Origin of the sequence: Agromyces sp. H17E-10, assembly GCF_022919715.1 — a bacterium.
In the GTDB taxonomy this organism is placed as follows: domain Bacteria; phylum Actinomycetota; class Actinomycetes; order Actinomycetales; family Microbacteriaceae; genus Agromyces.
In genome coordinates, this window is the sequence record NZ_CP095042.1 from 2,555,984 (window position 1) to 2,574,601 (window position 18,618).

General features: G+C 72.7%; 17 protein-coding genes. 5 read left to right on the plus strand and 12 right to left on the minus strand.

Annotation, left to right across the window (positions count from 1 at the left end):
• Window positions 1-13: 13 nt before the first annotated feature.
• The 8 genes from mnhG to MUN74_RS11630 all read right to left on the minus strand — a co-directional run bounded on the left by mnhG (window position 14) and on the right by MUN74_RS11630 (window position 8,337).
• Window positions 14-370 carry a monovalent cation/H(+) antiporter subunit G gene (gene mnhG / locus MUN74_RS11595; RefSeq protein ID WP_244852295.1) on the minus strand — a complete coding sequence of 119 codons (357 nt, stop codon included), beginning with the start codon at window positions 368-370 and terminating at the stop codon, window positions 14-16.
• Complete coding sequence (locus MUN74_RS11600; RefSeq protein ID WP_244852297.1) at window positions 367-639, minus strand: MrpF/PhaF family protein; 273 nt, start codon at window positions 637-639, stop codon at window positions 367-369. The genes mnhG and MUN74_RS11600 overlap by 4 nt, the downstream gene beginning before the upstream one ends.
• Window positions 636-1,259: a Na+/H+ antiporter subunit E gene (locus MUN74_RS11605; RefSeq protein WP_244852299.1), complete on the minus strand. Its 624-nt coding sequence runs from the start codon at window positions 1,257-1,259 to the stop codon at window positions 636-638. Before MUN74_RS11605 ends, MUN74_RS11600 begins: the two co-directional genes overlap by 4 nt.
• Window positions 1,256-2,854, minus strand: a complete 1,599-nt coding sequence (locus MUN74_RS11610) for a Na+/H+ antiporter subunit D (protein ID WP_244852301.1) — start codon at window positions 2,852-2,854, stop codon at window positions 1,256-1,258. The genes MUN74_RS11605 and MUN74_RS11610 overlap by 4 nt, the downstream gene beginning before the upstream one ends.
• The gene (locus tag MUN74_RS11615) at window positions 2,851-3,357 is read right to left on the minus strand and encodes an NADH-quinone oxidoreductase subunit K (RefSeq protein WP_244852303.1); all 507 of its coding nucleotides are present in this window, start codon (window positions 3,355-3,357) and stop codon (window positions 2,851-2,853) included. The genes MUN74_RS11610 and MUN74_RS11615 overlap by 4 nt, the downstream gene beginning before the upstream one ends.
• On the minus strand, window positions 3,354-6,326 hold the full coding sequence (locus MUN74_RS11620; RefSeq protein ID WP_244852305.1) for a Na+/H+ antiporter subunit A: 2,973 nt from the start codon (window positions 6,324-6,326) through the stop codon (window positions 3,354-3,356). The genes MUN74_RS11615 and MUN74_RS11620 overlap by 4 nt, the downstream gene beginning before the upstream one ends.
• 74 nt (window positions 6,327-6,400) lie before the next feature.
• A complete protein-coding gene (locus MUN74_RS11625; protein WP_244852307.1) occupies window positions 6,401-7,060 on the minus strand; it encodes a response regulator in 660 nt (219 codons plus the stop codon).
• Window positions 7,057-8,337 carry a sensor histidine kinase gene (locus MUN74_RS11630; RefSeq protein ID WP_244852308.1) on the minus strand — a complete coding sequence of 427 codons (1,281 nt, stop codon included), beginning with the start codon at window positions 8,335-8,337 and terminating at the stop codon, window positions 7,057-7,059. Before MUN74_RS11630 ends, MUN74_RS11625 begins: the two co-directional genes overlap by 4 nt.
• Window positions 8,338-8,504: 167 nt before the next feature.
• On the opposite strand from MUN74_RS11630, the gene MUN74_RS11635 reads away from it, so the two are divergent.
• Both MUN74_RS11635 and MUN74_RS11640 read left to right on the plus strand, forming a co-directional pair.
• Window positions 8,505-9,485, plus strand: a complete 981-nt coding sequence (locus MUN74_RS11635; RefSeq protein ID WP_244852310.1) for an SMP-30/gluconolactonase/LRE family protein — start codon at window positions 8,505-8,507, stop codon at window positions 9,483-9,485.
• A 196-nt stretch (window positions 9,486-9,681) separates the two neighbouring features.
• Window positions 9,682-10,551, plus strand: coding sequence for a sulfurtransferase (locus MUN74_RS11640; RefSeq protein WP_244852311.1), 870 nt, complete (start codon window positions 9,682-9,684; stop codon window positions 10,549-10,551).
• Here the strand turns inward: MUN74_RS11640 and MUN74_RS11645 are convergent.
• Complete coding sequence (locus MUN74_RS11645; RefSeq protein ID WP_244852313.1) at window positions 10,548-11,354, minus strand: class I SAM-dependent methyltransferase; 807 nt, start codon at window positions 11,352-11,354, stop codon at window positions 10,548-10,550. The genes MUN74_RS11640 and MUN74_RS11645 overlap by 4 nt on opposite strands.
• Before the next feature lie 115 nt (window positions 11,355-11,469).
• On the opposite strand from MUN74_RS11645, the gene MUN74_RS11650 reads away from it, so the two are divergent.
• Window positions 11,470-12,441: an FKBP-type peptidyl-prolyl cis-trans isomerase gene (locus tag MUN74_RS11650; RefSeq protein ID WP_244852315.1), complete on the plus strand. Its 972-nt coding sequence runs from the start codon at window positions 11,470-11,472 to the stop codon at window positions 12,439-12,441.
• A gap of 70 nt (window positions 12,442-12,511) precedes the next feature.
• On the opposite strand, the gene MUN74_RS11655 is transcribed toward MUN74_RS11650, so the two are convergent.
• Window positions 12,512-13,441: an energy-coupling factor transporter transmembrane component T gene (locus tag MUN74_RS11655; RefSeq protein WP_244852317.1), complete on the minus strand. Its 930-nt coding sequence runs from the start codon at window positions 13,439-13,441 to the stop codon at window positions 12,512-12,514.
• Window positions 13,438-15,204, minus strand: a complete 1,767-nt coding sequence (locus tag MUN74_RS11660; RefSeq protein WP_244852318.1) for an ABC transporter ATP-binding protein — start codon at window positions 15,202-15,204, stop codon at window positions 13,438-13,440. Before MUN74_RS11660 ends, MUN74_RS11655 begins: the two co-directional genes overlap by 4 nt.
• Window positions 15,205-15,346: 142 nt before the next feature.
• Between MUN74_RS11660 and MUN74_RS11665 the strand changes: the two genes are divergently transcribed.
• Complete coding sequence (locus MUN74_RS11665; protein WP_244852320.1) at window positions 15,347-15,763, plus strand: transferase; 417 nt, start codon at window positions 15,347-15,349, stop codon at window positions 15,761-15,763.
• 4 nt (window positions 15,764-15,767) lie between these two features.
• Here MUN74_RS11665 and MUN74_RS11670 read toward each other — a convergent pair whose 3' ends face one another.
• The gene (locus tag MUN74_RS11670; RefSeq protein WP_244852322.1) at window positions 15,768-16,820 is read right to left on the minus strand and encodes an LLM class flavin-dependent oxidoreductase; all 1,053 of its coding nucleotides are present in this window, start codon (window positions 16,818-16,820) and stop codon (window positions 15,768-15,770) included.
• A 309-nt stretch (window positions 16,821-17,129) separates the two neighbouring features.
• Between MUN74_RS11670 and MUN74_RS11675 the strand changes: the two genes are divergently transcribed.
• A complete protein-coding gene (locus MUN74_RS11675; protein WP_244852324.1) occupies window positions 17,130-18,599 on the plus strand; it encodes an FAD-binding oxidoreductase in 1,470 nt (489 codons plus the stop codon).
• Window positions 18,600-18,618: the final 19 nt, after the last annotated feature.

The following is an 18,618-nucleotide window of genomic DNA, read 5'->3' on the forward strand; positions in this document are numbered from 1 at the left end:
TATCGGTCCGGTCTCAACCCGCCGGGTGCTCCTCGTGCTCGGCGATGTCGCGGCCGAGGTCGTCCTCGATGAGCAGGTCGCGGCGCACGTGGTCGGTGCGGTAGGCCGAGCGGCCGAGCATGTGCGCGGTCATCGGTTGCGTGAGCAGCTGGAAGGTCATGATCACGATGACGGTCGAGATGACGCCCCAGGTCGGCGCCCGCAGCGCGATCGCGAGCAGCACGGTCGCGAGGCCCAGCACCTGCGGCTTGGTCGCGGCGTGCAGCCGGGTGAGCACGTCGGGGAACCGCACGATGCCGAGGCCGGCCGCCATCGAGAGGAAGGCGCTCACGAGGATGAGCAGCCCCACGGTCAGGTCGACGCCGTTCACGAGGCATCCTGCTTCGCCATGAACCGGGCGATCGAGATCGACCCGACGACCGCGAACATCGCGAGGATCAGCAGCACCACGAGCGTGTCGGTGTGACGGTTGATCGCCATCTCCGCGCCGAGCGCGCACATCGCGATCGCGAGCAGCACGTCGGTCGCGAGCGCCCGGTCGAGGATCGACGGGCCCTTGATGATGCGCACCACGGCGGCGATCGCGCCGATGCCGAACATCACGCCGGCTGCGATCGAGACGAGGGTGAGGAAGGTCATCGGGTGCCTCCGTTCGAATCATGAGAGCCGGATGCCTCGTGGCCGACGCCCGTCCGCCGGGCGCGTCGCTCGGCGCGCACGACCTCGGCCTGCTCGTGGGTGCCGATCGCGAGCACGATCCGCTCCTCGGTGCCGAGTACCTGACGGCGCGTCTTGTCGATGTCGGCCTGCGTGCGGGTGCCGAGTGCGTGCAGGTAGAGCAGTCCCCGCTCGCGGTCGATGTCGACGACGACGGTGCCGGGCACGACCGAGATCGCCTCGGCCGTGAGCGTCGTCACGAGATCCGACCGGGTGTGCAGCTGCACGGCGATGATCGAGTTCATGGGCTTCCACCACGGCCAGATGGCGAGCACCGCGACCTGCAGCGACGCGTAGACGACGTCGAGCATCATGCGCAGGCCCAGCAGCAGCCCGCGCCACGGGTTGAACCGGCCGCTCAGCAGCACGGGCGGCAGGTAGAGCAGACGGGTCACGGCGATCGCGAGCACGACGCCGGTGACGATGCTGAGCGCGTCGATGTGGTCCCACAGCAGCAGCCACAGCACGAGCAGGCCGACGAGCAGGGGCAGCTGCCGCCACACCGACCGCCAGCGCGACACGGGCTCGTTCGTGTGGCTCATCGGGTGCCTCCGGGGAACACGATCGACACGTAGATCGACGGGTCGCTGAGCCCTTCGGCCGCGCGGCCGGCGTACTCGAACAGCGGGCCGGCGAACACGGTGAGGCACACGGTGACGACGACGAGGGTCGCGGTCGCGACGACCATGAGCACGGGTGTCGTGCGGGTGGCGGTGACCGTCGCGCCCTCGGGCGCCTCGAGCACCGAGCCGAGCAGCACCGACTCGTAGCCCTCGAGCTCGTCGCGACGCCGCCAGAACGCCATGTTCCAGAATCGCGTGAGCGCGTACAGGGTGATGAGCGAGGTCGCTGCGCCCGCTGCGATCACGACCCAGATGAGCCAGGACGGCGTGCCCGCAGCATCCGCGCCCGCCTCGGCCCCGGCCCCCTGCGCGCCCGCGACGAACAGGCCGACCTTGCCGAGGAAGCCCGAGAACGGCGGGATGCCGCCGAGATTCATGGCCGGGATGAAGAACAGGATCGCGAGCAGCGGCGAGGCCTTCAGCAGGCCCGCGAGCCGGTTGATCGACGTCGCGCCGCCGAAGCGCTCGATGAGCCCGGTCGTGAGGAAGAGCGCGGTCTGCACCGTGATGTGGTGCACGACGTAGTAGATCGTCGCGGTCAGGCCGATGATGCTCGAGAGGCCGATGCCGAAGATCATGTAGCCGATGTGGCTGACGAGCGTGAACGAGAGCAGTCGTTTGATGTCGGCCTGGGTGAGCGCACCGAGGATGCCGATGAGCATCGTGAGCCCGCCGATCACGATGAGCAGCGTCGAGAGGTCGTTCTCGGGGAACAGCACCGTCTCGGTGCGGATGATCGCGTAGACGCCCACCTTCGTGAGCAATCCGGCGAACACGGCGGTGACCGGTGCGGGCGCGGTCGGGTAGGAGTCGGGCAGCCAGAACGAGAGCGGGAAGACGGCCGCCTTGATGCCGAACGCGATGAGCAGCAGCAGGTGCAGGATGAGCTGCACGTCTTGCGGCAGCTCGGCGAGCCGCACCGAGAGCTGGGCGATGTTCGCCGTGCCCGTCGCGCCGTAGATGAGCGCGATCGCGCTGAGGAAGAAGAGCGACGAGACGAGGCTCGTGATGATGTACGTGACGCCCGAGCGGATGCGCTCGCCGGTGCCGCCGAGGGTCAGCAGCACGTAGCTCGCGCCGAGCAGGATCTCGAAGCCGACGTAGAGGTTGAACAGGTCGCCCGCGATGAACGCGTTGAACACGCCCGCGGCGAGGATCAGGTAGGTCGGGTGGAAGATCGACACCGGCGTCTCGCGATGCTGGTCGGCGATGCCCTGCCCGACCGAGTACACGAGCACGACGAGCAGCATGATCGCCGAGATCACGAGCATGATCGCGGCGAGCCGGTCGACGACGAGGGTGATGCCCCACGGCGCGTCCCACGCGCCGATGTAGACGACGGCCGGTCCGGTCGCGTCGACCTGCACGAGCAGCACGGCCGCGATGACGGTGACCGCCGCGAGCACCGCGACGCCGACCGCCATCTGTGCGCGGCGGCGCCGGCCGAGGATGAGTGCGACGGCCGCACCGAGGAGCGGCAGCAGCACGACGAGGGGCACGAGCGTGGCGGTCACTGGCGGCTCCCTTCGTCGTCACGGGCGGATGCCTCGCGTTCGAGTTCTTCGTCGAGGTCGAACTCCTCGTCGCTCGCGTCGATGATCGACTGGATCGCCTCGTCGTCGGCCGCGGACGAGCGGATGAGGTCGGCGGCCTCCTCGGCGTCTTCTGCGAGCTCGGCCTCGTCGTCGACGAGGTCGCCCTTCGCACCGAGTTGCGCCAGCCACCACGACCGGTAGATGAGGGCGAGCATGAACGCCGTGATGCCGAGGTTGATCACGATCGCCGTGAGCACGAAGGCCTGGGGCAGCGGGTCGGAGATCTCGCCCTCGTCGACGCCCTCGCCGAGGATCGGCGCGAGCCCGGGGGCCCCGCTCATGAGGTACATGAGGATGTTCACGGCGTTGCCGACGAGCAGGAACCCGATGAGCACGCGGGTCAGGCTGCGCTCGAGCATGACGGCGATGCCGGCGCCGAAGAGCACGGCCATGAGGATGACGAGGGTGAGCGAGGCGGTCATACCGGCGCCCCCTCGCGGTCGGCGGCGGTCGGGTCGGCACCCTCGGGGTCGGCCTCGGACTCCTCCTGGTGCCGGTCGACCTCCGCGCCGAGCGATCGCAGGATGTCGAGCACGAGCCCGACCACCACGAGGTACACGCCGATGTCGAACAGCGTCGAGGTGCCGATCGAGAGGTGCCCCAGCAGCGGCACGTCGGTCTCGAACCACGACGACTCGAACACGGTGAGCCCGAACACGAGCGACGACGTCGCGGTGCCTGCGGCGAGCAGCAGGCCGGTGCCGAGCAGTGCGCCCGCGTCGACGGGCGCCGCCTCGCCGAGCTCGTAGCGGCCACCCGCGAGGTAGCGGGCGACGAGCGCGAGGCCTGCGAGGAGGCCCCCCGCGAAGCCGCCGCCGGGGGCGTTGTGCCCGACGAACAGCAGGTACACCGACACGATGATGGCGGGGTGGAACAGGAGCCGGACGAGCACCTCGATGAGGATCGAGCGGTTGCGGGGCGAGAGCGTGCGACCGGCGAGCAGCCACGTCTGCCGATTCTCGTGCGCTTCGGCAGCGGCGTCCGTCTCGTCGTCGACGTCGGCGAGTCGCGGCTTGGCCGCGCGGATGCTGGAGGCCGGCTCGAGCACCGGCTGGAGCCGGTTGCGGCGGTCGGGCTCGTCGAGCCGCGGCGCACCGCCCGTGCGCCCCGACACGAAGATGAGGCTCGCGACGCCCGTCGCGACGGCGACGAGCACCGAGATCTCGCCGAGCGTGTCCCATGCGCGGATGTCGACGAGCATGACGTTGACGATGTTCTTGCCGTGCGCTTCGAGCGCGAGTGCCGGCAGCCCGTCGGCGATCGTGGGCTCGATGCGGGCGCCGAGCGCGACGAGGCCGATGACGGCCATGACGAGCCCGGCGAGTACGCCGATGATCGTGCGCGTCACGCGCCCGAGCGCGGTGGGGTGCACGGTGCTCTGCTTCGGCAGCCGGCGCAGCACGAGCACGAAGACGACGAGGGTGAGGGTCTCGACGAGCGCCTGCGTGAGGGCGAGGTCGGGCGCACCCGACATGCCGAAGAGGAGCACGAGCCCGTAGCCGGTCACGCTCACGAGCAGCACCGAGGTCATGCGGCGTCGGATGATCGCGGCGGCGATCGCGGCGACCGCCATGATGAACGCGATGAACGGCTGGGCGGGGTAGTCCCAGAGGCGCACCCCGTCGGGCCACGTGCTGTTGAGGAACGCCGCGGTGCCGAGCCCCGCGATGAAGACGACCACGATGATCGCGAGGTATCCGGCGAGGCCGCGCACCTGGAACGCCGTCGTGATCCAGGCCGCACCGCGGTCGACGACCGACACGATGCGCAGGTAGCCGCGGGCCGAGTCGATCGCGGGCGGCAGCGACGCCTGCATGCGGGCGACCCGCTGACGGCCCCAGACGAGGAGCGCGCCGATCGCGAACACGCCCGCCGAGAGCCAGAGCGCCGGCTCGAGTCCATGCCAGAGCGCCAGGTGGTAGTCGTGCGCGCCGGGCAGCGTGTCGGCGTACGCCGCGAGCAGCGGCTCGATGAACGCGATCGTGAACGCCGACACGAGCGACGCCGCCGCGAGGATCGCCGGGGCGATCGCGATGGCCGGGCTCTCGCTGTGCAGGGGAGTGGGCGCGACATCCCGCTTCGTGTAGAACGCACCCCACACGAACCGCACCGTGTAGGCGACGGTGAGCACCGAACCGACGAAGGCGGCGACGAGCGCGACCCAGCCCCACGCGTCGCCCGCGAGGGCGGCGTCGAGGTCGGCGGTGAAGACGGCCTCCTTCGCGACGAAGCCGAGCAGCGGCGGCAGGCCCGCCATCGAACCGGCGGCGACGAAGGCGATCGTCGCGATCACGGGCATGCGGCGGCCGAGGCCCGAGAGTTTGCGCCAGTCGCGCGTGCCGGCGGCGTGGTCGACGATGCCGACGACGAGGAAGAGGGTCGCCTTGAAGAGGGCGTGGGCGACGAGCAGCGCGAGCCCGGCGAGCGCGGCGTCGCGTGTGCCGAGGCCCGTGACCATCACGAGGAATCCGAGCTGGCTGACGGTGCCGTACGCGAGCAGCAGCTTGAGGTCGTACTGGCGCAGTGCACGCCAGCCGCCGACGAGCATGGTGAGCGCGCCGAGTCCGATGACGATGGGATGCCACACCTCGAGGTCCGCGTAGCCGGGGGCGAGGCGAGCGACGAGGTAGATGCCGGCCTTCACCATCGCGGCCGCGTGCAGGTAGGCCGACACGGGGGTCGGCGCGGCCATCGCCGCGGGCAGCCAGAAGTGGAACGGCACGAGCGCGCTCTTCGAGATCGCGCCGACGAGGATGAGCGCGATCGCCCACTCGCCGGCCGGCCCCGCGACGGGGTGTGCGACGAGCTCGGCCAGGCTCGTCGAACCGCCCGCGACCGAGAGGATGACGAGGCCCACGAGCATGGCGAGGCCGCCGAACGTCGTCACCGTGAGCGCCTGCAGGGCAGCACCGCGGCTCTCCTTGCGGCCCGTGTAATGGCCGATGAGGAGGTACGAGAGCACGCTCGTCGCCTCCCAGAACGTGAACAGGATGAACACGTCGTCGGCGGTCACGAGCCCGAACATGACGCCCGCGAACGCGAGCAGCAGTGCGGCGAAGCGGCCGAGCGCCGGCTCGTCGTCGGAGAAGTACCAGGTGCAGTAGACGAGCACGAGGGCGCCGATGCCCGTGACGATGAGCGCCAGCAGCAGCGCGAGCGCGTCGAGGCGGAACGTCAGGTTGATGTCGAGCGTGGGGATCCACTGGACGGATTCGACGAGGGCCTCGCCGGCGCCGCCCGAGCCGACGATCGTCGGCATGAGCGTGAGCAGCCACACGAAGACCGCGACCGGCAGCACGGCCAGCAGCAGGAAGACGCGGCGCCCGAGCAGCCTCGTCAGCATCGGGGCGAGCAGCGAGAGCAGGCCGAAGGCGACGAGGCTGAAGATCATCCATCCTCCTCACGCCGCGCAATCGTCCGGCCACCAGCCTACCGGGCGGTGGCAGCGCGGAACCGGTCCGATCGCTACCGGCGGATGATGCGCTGCTCGATCGCGGCGGCGACCGCGCCCGCCCGGGTGTCGACGCCGAGCTTCGCGTAGATGTGCGAGAGGTGGGACTTCACGGTCGCCTCCGAGACGAGCAGCTCGCGCGCGAGCTCCTTGTTGCCGAGGCCGTCGGCGAGGAGCTCGAGCACCTCGACCTCGCGCTCGGTGACGACGGGGCCGGGCGCGGCCGCGCGACGTACGAGCGTCGCGGCGACCGACGGGGCGAGCACCGTCTCACCCCGGGCGACCGCGCGGATGCCGGCGAAGAGTTCGTCGGGCGGCGCGTCCTTCAGCAGGTAGCCGCCCGCGCCCGCCTCGAGCGCGCGGATGATGTCGGCCTCGGTGTCGTACGTCGTGAGCACGAGCACGGCCGGCGGTTCGTCGAGCGCGCGCAGCCGGGCCGTCGTCTCGACCCCGCCGGGGCCGCTGCCGAGGTTGAGATCCATGAGCACGACGTCGGGACGGTACGCGCGGGTCTTCGCGACGGCCTCGTCGGCATCGCCCGCCTCGGCGACGACCTCGAACCCGGGCTTGCCGCCGAGCAGGGCGGCGAGGCCCGCGCGCACCACCGGGTGGTCGTCGACCAAGATGATGCGCACGCCGTCGGCGGCCTGCGATGCGGGGGATGCCTCGGTCACGTGCGCTCCGTCCCGTCGGCGTCGCCCGTCGACGACGTCGGGGCGTCCGACAGGGGGAACGATACCGACACGGTGGTGCCCTCGCCGGGCGCGCTCTCGATGTCGGCGCGCCCGCCGAGCTCGGCGGCGCGTTCGCGCAGGCCGCGGAGGCCGTGTCCGCGGTCGCCGCGCTTCTCGGGCTCGCCATGGTCCCCGCCGCGACCCACCGCCGAGGACGTCTCGAACCCGACCCCGTCGTCGCGCACGTCGAGGCGCACCTCGTCGGGCTGGTAGGTGAGGCTCACGACGACCCGTCGCGCGTGCGCGTGCTCGACCGCATTGGCGACGGCGCCACGCGCGCTGCGCAGGAGCGCGACGGCGATCGGGGCGGGCACCGTGCGGGCGTCGCCGTGACGATGGAATGCGAGGGCGGGTCCGGCGCCCGTGGCGGAGGCATCCGCGATCAACCGTTCGAGGGCGTCGGCGAGCGCGTCGGCGCCGCCGCCCTCGAGCGCGGCCGGGGCGAGGTCGCGCACGACGCGACGCACCTCGTCGAGGCCCTCACGCGCGGTCGCGGCCGCGGTGCGCACGTGCTCGCGCGCCGAGTCCGGGCGATCGCCCCAGTCCTGTTCGGCGGCCTGCAGCAGCAGGTTGATGCTCGAGAGCTGCTGGCCGACCGAGTCGTGGATCTCGCGCGAGAGCCGGGTGCGCTCGGCGAGTGCACCCGAGCGGCGCTCGGCGTCGGCCAGCTCGTGCTGAGCCTCGGTGAGCTCGTCGAGCAGGCGCTGCCGTTCGGCCGACTCGCGTTCGAGTGCGCGGTACGCGATGACCGTGGCGATCGCGATGCCCGCGGGGCCGACGATGACGGTGGGGTCGATGCCGTCGTCGATGCGCGACCACGCGATGCTCACGACGGCGGTCATGACGACGACGACCGCGACGGCCGCACCGAACGGGATGACCCGCAGCACGGCGAACGCGAGCGGCACCGCGCACCACGCGAACGAGGGCGCGGCGAGGGTCAGCGCCATCCACAGCACGACGACGCCGACCACCCACACGGTCGGCCAGGCGCCGCGTCGGGGCAGCAGCGGGCGCAGCGACGCGACGCCCGCGAGCGCTGCGGCACCGGCCAGCACGGCCGCGGTCTCGGGCGCCCAGCCGTGCCGGTCGACGTAGCGCGCCGCGCACACCACGAGCAGCACGAGCAGCACGGCGTGCAGCCACCGGTCGAAGCGGGCCACGGGCGCGAGGATGCCCCGCATGCCGTCGGCCGCCGACCGGTTGTCGTGCTCCATGAGCGCACAGCCTACGGACAGCCGGGGGAGGCGGGCATCATCCGATCGGCTATTCGATTCGAGCCGGATGCCCGACGCCCCGCTGCGAAAGCTGCGGTGAAGTGGAATCACCCCGGCCGACACCGGACCACGAGACCGGTTCGAACCGGCCGCCACAGGAGGATTCCATGAACCGCAAGACCACCATCGCCGGGCTGCTCGCCGCGGCGACCCTGACCACCATCGTCACGACCGGCGCCGCGCCCGCATTCGCCGCCGACGGCGCGACCGACCACGGCCGCCCCGGCACGTACACCCTGAACGGCGACGCCGAGGGCAGCCGCTTCGAGGGCATCGGCGCCGACCAGCGCAGCGGCGCCTTCTACGTGAGCGAGGTGACGGGCGGTGAGATCCACCGGGGCGACGTGCGCTCGTCGGCCACCGAGCAGTGGATCGCCGGCGACGGCACCGACGGCCGCTACACGGCCCGCGGCATCACCGTCGACCGCGACGGCAACGTCTACGTCGCGGGCGGCCCGAACGGCATCGGCACCGGCCGCCCCGACCTCTGGGTGTACTCGCCCGAGGGCGACCTGCTCGCCTCGCTCCGCGTGCCCGGCACGGCCGACGCATTCCTCAACGACGTCGCGATCGGCGCCGACGGCGCCGCGTACTTCACCAACTCGAACGACCCGCAGGTGTTCCGCGTCGCACAGGGCTCCGACGGCCAGTGGGGCGCCGAGCTGTGGGCCGACGCGACCGGCACCGTCTCACGCGTGGCCGGATTCAACCTCGGCGGCATCGTGCTGACCGCCGACCGGAGCGCCTTCGTCGTCGCCCAGGGCAACGTCGGCAAGCTGTTCCGCTTCGGCTTCGACGGCACCGTCACCGAGATCGCGACCCCCGGCGCCGACCTCGTCAACGCCGACGGCCTCGTCCGCGAGGGCAATGAGCTCACGATCGTGCGCAACTTCTCGAAGGCGATCACGACGCTGCGCATCTCGGCCGACGGCTCCACCGCGCGCTTCGTGAGCGACGTCGCGACCGACCCGAGTCGGGTGCTCACGACCGCCAAGTCGCTGCACGGCCGCACCCTCTACGTCGACAGCGAGTTCGGCGACGGCCAGGTCGAGGCGCCCTACGAGGTCATCACCAACCCGTTCGCCTGAACGTCGTCGGTCGAGCGGTGGGGTGAGTAGGCGCGAAGCGCCGTATCGAAACCTAGGCGCCAAGCGCCGTATCGAGACCACGATCAGGAAGAACACGACGGATGCCTCGGACTCATGCCCGGGGCATCCGTCGTCGTCGCAGCGGGTTGAGGAGCGAGCGCCGCGAGCGTCTCGAAACCCGGGGGAGGATGGAGGCATGCCGATCCTGATCTCCGCCGAAGAGCTCGCCGAACGTCTCGACGCCGAACGCGACGGCCGCGCGGCGACCCGCACCGTGGTGCTCGACGTGCGCTGGTCGCTCGCGCAGCCCGACGGCAGCGAGGCGTTCGGTGCCGGGCACATCCCGGGCGCGGTCTACGTCGACCTCGACGCCGAGCTCGCCGACCACGACGCGGTCGGGGAGGGGCGGCATCCGCTGCCGACCGAGGCGGCGTTCACCGAGGCGATGCGGCGCTGGGGTCTGCGCGACGGCGACACGGTCGTCGCGACCGACGATCTCGGCAACCAGTCGGCCGCGCGCGCCTGGTGGCTGCTGCGGCACGCCGGCGTCGCCGACGTGCGCATGCTCGACGGCGCGCTCGGCGGCTGGCGTGCGGCGGGGCTGCCGCTCGAGACCGGGGATGCCGCACCCGAACCCGGCGACGCGACCGCGCACTTCGGCGGGATGCCGGTGATCGACATCGACGGGGCGGCCGCGTTCGCCGCGAGCGGCGTGCTGCTCGACGCGCGGGCCGTCGAGCGGTACCGCGGCGAGGTCGAGCCGATCGACCCGCGCGCCGGGCACATCCCGGGGGCGCGGTCGGCGCCGAGCGGGGGCAGCCTCGACGAGGCCGGGCGGTTCCTGCCCGCCGACGTGCTGCGCGACCGATTCGCCGCACTCGGCGTCGCATCCGACGGCAGCACACCCGTCGCCGCGTACTGCGGCTCGGGCGTCACCGCGGCCCATGCGGTCGCCGCACTCGCGATCGCCGGAGTCGACGCCGCCCTCTACCCGGGCTCGTGGAGCCAGTGGTCGAACGACGAGTCGCGACCGGTGGCCACGGGCGACGAGCCTCCCGTCGGCTAGCGCGGCCGGTAGCCGACCGCGATGAGCGTCGAGAGGTCGAGCGTGCGCGCCTCGGGCGACGCCTCGAGCCGCGCGACGAACCGTTCGCGCACCGCGGCGACCTCGTCGTCGTCGAGGCCCGCGATCGCGGTGCGGATGCCGGTGCCCTCGACGAGCGTCCACGCGAGCTCGGGCGTCACCTCGACGTGGCGGCGGGCCTCATCGGCGCGCACCCGCTCGAGCCCGAGGTCGGTGAGCCAGCGCGCGAGCCCGCCGGGGGTGTCGATGCCCTCGAATGCGGGCGAGTGGTGCTCGTCGTCGTGCTCGCCCGGCAGCGAGGCGGTCAGCGCCTCGAGGAAGGAGCCGAGCGCGCCGCGCGCCCACACCGTCACGCCGACGCGTCCGCCCGGCTTCGCCCGCTCGATGAGGTGACGGGTCCCGGCATCCATGTCGGGGAAGAAGAACACACCCAGCACGCATTGCACGAGGTCGTACCCGGTCGGTTCCCAGGCCGTGACGTCGGCGACGTGCAGACGCAGCTGCGGCAGCCGCTCGCCGGCGCGCTCACGGGCGATCGCCACGAGCTCCTCGGTCAGGTCGACGGCATCGACCAGGCCGCCCGGGCCGACGAGCTCGGCCGCGGGCAGCGCCGAGGCCCCGTCGCCCGAGCACGCGTCGAGCACCAGCTCGTCGAACATCGGCCTCGTCCGCGCCAGCGTCGCGGTCGAGATCGGATCCCACACCACCTCGTCCAGCTCGGCGAACTTCGCGGCCCCCGCCGCGAACGCGCCGACATGGTCAGGCTCGTCCGTCAACTCCCCCATGCGCCCATTCTCGCGTTGATCGGCCCGATTTCCGGGAATTCAGCAAAGAGAAAGCCAGACGGTGCAGACTGGATGCCACTGCATCACGTTCTCCGATCGAACCGAGTCCCTTCCCATGAATCGTGCCCTGCGCCGCGGCGCGCCCATCGCGCTCGCCACCTCGGCCGCCCTGCTCCTCGCCGGCTGCGCCGGAGGCGCCACCCCCGAGGCATCCGGAACCCCCACCCCCGACGCCGCCGCGTGCATGGATGTGCCGTCGGGCGACCTCAGCGACAGCGTGAAGGTCGACGGCGAGTTCTCGAAGGCGCCGACCGCCGAGTTCACGACTCCGCTCGAGGCCGACGAGCTGCAGCGCACGATCGTCACCGAGGGCGACGGCGAGACGACCGAGTCGGGCCAGAAGATCAACGCCGTCGTCACGACGTTCTCCGGCGAGTCGGGCGACCAGCTGTTCTCGCAGCCCGCGACGATCACGGCCGGCGACGACACCCTCTACCAGGCGTTCCTCGCGGGTGTCGACTGCGTGCCGGTGGGTTCGCGCACCGTCACCGTCGCGCCCGCGTCGACCCTGTACGGCGACACCGGCAACGAGTCGGTCGGCATCAAGGCGGGCGAGACCGTCGTCATCGTCGTCGACGTCGTCGAGGTGCAGCAGCCGCTGAAGCCGGCCGACTGGACCGAGAACGTCCCCGAGGTGAAGTGGGGCGCCGAGGGCGAGGCACCGACGGTGACCCTGCCGAAGACCGACCCGTCGCCCGACCTGCAGCTCAAGGTGCTCGAGGAGGGCGACGGCGCGACCGTCGGCGAGGGCGACAGCGTGACCGTGCAGTACCAGGGCATCAGCTGGGACACGGGCGAGATCTTCGACCAGAGCTACACGCGCGGTGAGCCGGCGACGTTCTCGACCGACCAGGTCATCCAGGGCTTCGGTGCGGCACTCGTCGGCCAGAAGGTCGGCACGAAGCTCATCGTGACGATCCCGCCGGAGTACGCCTACGGCACCGAGAAGAGCGACCAGAACGCGCTCGGCGGTCAGACGCTCGTCTTCCTCATCGAGATCGTCGACACCGCGCCCGCCGGCCAGTAGTCGGCGGACGCGAGCGGAGGGGCCGGGCGGCGACGCCCGGCCCCTCCGTCGTCTCCGGAGCGGACGACGCTCAGCGCGCGAGCGTCGCCCACACGAGCCACACGATGACCGCGCTCGCCGCGACGAACGCGACGACGAACACGGTGTCGCGCGCTCGCCACGGCATGAGGTAGCGCTCGGTGCGGGTGCGGTGGGCGCCGAACGCGCGGGCGTCCATGGCGAGGGCGACCCGCTCCGCGTGCCGGATCGCCGACGCGAGCAGCGGCACCGCCGTGCCGAGTCCCCGGCGGAGCGCCGCGATCGGGCCGCGCCCCGCCACGGTGCCGCGCACGCGGTGGGCCGCCCGGATGATCTCGAGCTCGTGTCCGAACCGCGGCACGAACCGCAGCGCGGCGAGCGCCGTGTAGCCGATGCGGTACGGCACCCGCAGGTTCTGCACGGCCGCCCGCACGAACTCGGTGCCGGTCGATGTGAGTCCGGCGATGAGTGACAGCATGAGCACGGCGAGCACGCGCAGCGCGGTCGCGACGCCGACGAGGTAGGCGGCGAGCGTGAACTGCCAGTCGCCGATGCCGAAGAGCACGGTGGATGCCGCGGGGCCGTCGACGCCCGCGACCGCGGCGCTCGCCGGGTCGACCCAGATGCCGAAGCTCACGCCGAGCACGAGCGCGGCGACGGGCGTGCCGACGACGAGGGCGGCGACGATCCCGGGCGAGAGGCGCGCGCCGACGAGCAACACGACGAGGGCGAGCACGATGAGCGCGGCGGGCAGCAGCAGGTCGCGGCTGAAGACGACGACGATCATCGCGGGCAACGGTGCCGCGAGCTTCGCCAGGGGGTTGAGCGTCGTGAGCGGCCCGCCCCGTGCGACGGCGCGGGAGGTCGGGGTGCCCGTGGCGGCACGGCTCCCGCCCGTCGAGGCACCCGACGTGGACGAGCTCGGCTCGGGTGCGCCCGAGGGGGTCGCGGCCGCGGCATCCCGCATCGGACCGGCGCTCACGAGCGGCCCGCCGCGACGGGCAGTTGCGACATGCGGGTCACGCCGTGCCACTCGGGGTGGTGATCGAGCCCGCGGGTCGCGCGCGCGAGCGGGGGGTGCCGGAGGCCGGACTGCTCGATGAGCGGGCCCGCGAGCACCTCGGCGGTCGCGCCGACGCCGAGGAGCCGCCCGCCCGCGATGACCGCGAGGCGGCTCGCGTAGTCGGCGACGAGCTGCAGGTCGTGCGTCACGACGAGCACCGTCGTGCCCTCGTCGTTGAGCGTGCGCAGCATGTCGAGCAGTTCGCCCGCTCGGGCGCGGTCCTGGCCGAACGTGGGCTCGTCGAGGGCGAGCACCGGGGCGCCCGCCACGAGCGCCGTGCCGACCGAGAGCCGGCGCTTCTGTCCGCCGGACAGCAGGAACGGATGCTGCTCGGCCAGGTCCTCGAGGCCGAATCGGCGCAGCATCCGGTCTCGCGCCTCGGCGACGGCCGCGTCGTCGAGTCCCTGCAGCCGGAGCCCCTGCTCGAGCTCCTCGCGCACGGTCGGGGCGACGAACTGGTGCTCGGGGTTCTGGAACACGAACCCGACCCGCGACACCCGCTCGCGCGCGTCGGCACGGGCCGGGTCGATGCCGAGCACGTCGACCGCACCGCGCGGAGCGGTGATGACGCCCGCGAGGGCCTGCAGGAGGGAGGTCTTGCCCGCGCCGTTCGTGCCGACGATCGCGAGGAACTCGCCGCGCGCGACCTCCAGGTCGACGCCGTCGACGACGATCGGGCCGCGCCGGCCGCCCCGCCGCACCGAGAGCCCGCTCGCCCGGATCGCGGGCGCCGACTGCGCGGGGGTGCTGCCCGTGGGCGTCAGCGAGGGCGTCGGGGCGAGGGCGGTCGAGCGCACGGGCGACGATTCGCTGAGCGGGGGCGGCAACTCGGGCATCGCGTCGAGCGCGGCCCCGAGCTCGGCGGGCGTCACGGGCAGGGGGTCGATCGGCAGACCGGCGTCGCGCAACCGCATCGCGGCGAGGGTCGACACCGGCAGCCAGACGCCGAGGTCCACGAGCTCGTCGGCGCGCCCGCGGAGGGTCTCGCGAGCGGGCCCGTCGATGACGAGCCGCCCGTCGGCGTCGAGCACGAGCACTCGGTCGACGAGGTCGACGGCCGCGTCGAGGTTGTGCTCGACGAGCACGATCGCGTGCTCGTCGTCGGCGAGCTCGCGCAGCACGGCGTACACCTCGTCGATGCCCGCGGGGTCGAGGTTCGCGGTCGGTTCGTCGAGCACGAGCACGGGCGCCGACATCGCGAGCGCGCACGCGATCGCGAGACGCTGGCGTCCGCCGCCCGAGAGGGTGTCGGGGTTCTCGGCGCGCCGGTCCCACAGGCCGACGAGCTTGAGCGCGCGCTCGGCTCTCGCGAGCACCTCGGATGCCTCGACGAGCTGGTTCTCGGGCGCGAAGCAGACCTCGTCGAGCACGGTGCCGGTCACGATCTGCGCGTCGGGGTCCTGGAAGACCATCGCGACGTGTTCGCTGAGCACGCCGACGGGGTGGTCGCGACTGTCGAGGCCCGCGACGCGCACGGTGCCGTCGAGCTCGGCGGGCACGGCGTGGGGGATGAGCCCGTCGAGCGCGAGCGTGAGCGTCGACTTGCCGCAGCCGCTCGGCCCGAGCACGAGCACGACCTCGCCGGGTGCGATCTCGAACGAGACCTCGGCGGGGGTCGGCCGCTCGGCGCCCTCGTGGCGGATGCTCACGCGGTCGAGCTCGAGAAGGGGGGATCCGGGCATGCTGAGGACAGCCTAACTGCGCCCTGTGAGCGGCAGTGGCGGGGTGACGGGCGCTCGCGCACGGTCGCGGGAATACCCCGGTCAGGCCCGATGTTGTATTGATGTCCGGCAGGTGGAGCCTCCACGCCGGGAGGAGGAGAACGTGGGCATCAGCTATGTCGAGTTCGAGGACGAAGCCGGGATCCTGCGTCGCTATCGCAAGCACGTGAACGGCCGGGGCCTCGTCGCCACGACCGCCAAGGTCGACCCGACCGCGTTCGTCGACCCGACGGCCTACGTCGACCCCGGCGCCGAGGTGCAGCGCGGCGCCCAGATCGGCCCTCGGGCCTGGATCGAGAGCAATGCGATCGTCGCCGAGCGCGCCGTGGTGGGCGTGAACGCCCGCGTGGGCCGTCAGGCCGTCATCGGCCGCAGCGCCGTGCTGGGCCCGTACGTCACGGTCGGCGTCGGCGCCAAGGTGCACAACGCCGCACGCGTGCCGCGCGAGACCGTGATCGCCGACGGCGACGAGTACCGCGCCACGACGAAGGACCTGCGCCGGCTCGGCCTCGCGGCCTGAGCCGTCAGGAGCGCAGCGCCCCCGCGAGCAGCTCGAGGGTCTGCTCGCGGCCGGGCGTCGCGTCGCTCGGCTCGACCGCGTACGAGCCGCCGATCGGCGCGATCATGACCTCGTCGATGCCGTGGCGCTCGGCGAGGGCCTTCACCTCGGATGCGGCGCCGGCGGCATCCGCGATGACCCAGCGTCGTTCCATCGCGTCGATCAGGCCCTCGGCGTCGGAGTCGGCCGGTGCCGCGAGCGCCTCGTCGACCGTCTCGAGCGGTCGCATCGGACGGTTCAGCCGCAGCCGCGCCATCGAGCGCAGCTGCGGCAGCGCGCGCTCGCGCGCCTCCTCAACGGTCGGAGCGACCGACGCGTTCAACGTGAGGAATGTCTCGGGCGACGGGTGCGCCTCGCTCGGCCGGTACTCGGTGCGGTAGAGCTCGAGCGCGCGCTCGAGCCCCTCGCCAGAGAAGTGGTTCGCGAACACGTAGGGCAGGCCGAGCTCGGCGGCGAGCTTCGCCGAGTAGTCGCTCGAGCCGAGCAGCCAGAGCGTCGGCACCGCGGTCGCCGCGGGCGTCGCCTGGATCGGGTACTCGCGCCCGCTCGTCAGGCGCAGGGTCGCGCCGTCGGGCGAGAGCAGCGAGAGGATGTCGGCCACGTGGTCGGGGAACCGGTCGACGTCGGCCGTCGGCCCCGACACCCGCAGCAGCTGGGTGATGACGGGGTCGCTGCCCGGCGCACGCCCGATGCCGAGGTCGATGCGGCCCGGGGCGAGCGCCTCGAGCGCGGCGAACTGCTCGGCGACGACGAGCGGGGCGTGGTTCGGCAGCATGACCCCGCCCGAGCCCACCCTGATGCGTTCCGTGCGCGCCGCGATCGACGCGATCAGCACGGGCGGCGTGGTCGACGCGACCGCCGGCATGTTGTGGTGCTCCGCGAACCAGTAGCGGGTGAAGCCGAGTCGGTCGGCCAGCTGCGCCAGGCGAACGGATGCCGCGACGGCACCTGCGCTGGTCTGGTCGGTGCGCACCGGCACGAGGTCGAGTACGGAGAGTCGGGGCGAGGTCGTGTCCATCCCCTGCGCCAACCGCGTCGGGGCATCGGGTATTCCGTCGACGGGCGGGTCGAGGAGCGACGAAGGAGCGTCTCGAAACCCGAATGAGCGTGTTTCGAGACGCGTCCTCCTTCGTCGGGCGCTCCTCAACCCGCGGATGGGACAGGGACACCCCTGAGGCGATCGGAGGGACACCCCCGGTGACCGGGAAGCGCGGAACTCGTTGGATGGGATCTCGTCGCGAGTGCTGCATCCCGATCGATGCGGCCGCCGGGCCGGTTCGAGGACCGAGAGGCCGGCCCGCGAACGCAAACCCGAAAGGAACCATCCGTGAACACCCCTGTGCCCCCGACCGGCGCCCTCCTCGTCGAGGCCGCCGCCGACGATCTCGCGCTCTCGCTGCGCGAGGCGTTCGCCCGACTCGACTCGATGCTCGACGGCCGCCTCGTGCTGCCGGGCGAGCCCGACTGGGACGCCGCCAGCACCGCCTGGAACCTCGACGTCGACCAGCGCCCCGCGGCCGTCGTGATCGCCCGTTCGGCCGCCGACGTCGCCCGCACGATCGAGCTCGCCGGCCGCTACGGCCTCGCCGTCGCCCCGCAGGGCACCGGCCACAACGCCGGTCCGCTCGCCGCCGACCACGGGCTCGCCGACGCGATCCTCGTCCGGACCCACGAACTGCGCGACGTGCACGTCGACGTCGAGCGCCGTGTCGCCCGCGTCGAGGCCGGCGCCCTGTGGGGCGACGTCGTCGCCGCCGTGGCGCCGCACGGACTCGCCGCGCTCGCCGGATCGTCGCACGACGTCGGCGTCGTGGGCTACACCCTCGGCGGCGGCGTGAGCTGGCTCGCCCGCTCGCACGGGCTCGCCGCCAACCAGGTGCTCGCGGTCGAGCTCGTGACCGCCGACGGCCGCCACCGTCGCGTCGACGAGGAGCACGACCCCGACCTGTTCTGGGCCGTCCGCGGCGGCGGCGGCGACTTCGGCGTCGTGACCGCGATGGAGTTCCGGCTCTTCCCGATCGCCGAGGTCGTCGCGGGCATGCTGCTCTGGCCCGTCGAGCGGGCCGACGAGGTCGCGCAGGCCTGGGCCGAGTGGACGCGCACGGTGCCCGACTCGGTGCAGAGCGTCGTGCGCATCCTGCACCTGCCGCCGCTTCCCGAACTGCCGCCGTTCCTCTCCGGCCGCTCGATCGTCGTGGTCGAGGCCGTCGTGCTCGAGGCATCCGACCGCGCCGACGCGCTGCTCGCCCCGCTTCGCGCCCTCGCGCCCGAGCTCGACACGATGCACCCGCAGGCGCCGGCCGAGCTGCTCGCCCTGCACATGGACCCGCCCGGGCCGGTGCCCGGGCGCGGCGACGGCATGACGCTGCGCGAGCTGACGCCCGCCGCCGTGCGCGCCTTCGTCGGCGCCGTCGGCGCCGGGTCGGAGACCGCGATGATGACGACCGAGATCCGCCACCTCGGCGGCATGATCGAGCCCGACGCGGCCGTGCAGCGTGCCGCCGACCTCGGCCTGCCGACGCCCGGAGCGACCGCCGGGTTCGATGCCGGCTACCTGCTCTACAGCGGCGCGATGGCGATGCCCGGCGCCGACGAGGCGATCGCCCGGTCGCTCGGCCGACTGCTCTCCGCGATGGAGCCGTGGCGCGCCGAGCAGGAGTACCTCAACTTCGCCGAGCACCGCCGCGAGCCCGAGCGCATCTTCGGCGGACGCGAGGGCCGCCTGGCCCGGCTGCGCGCCATCAAGCGCGCCGTCGACCCGACCCGGCTGATCCGCTCGAACCACCCGGTGGGTTGAGCGTTCGCGGCGCGCGGAA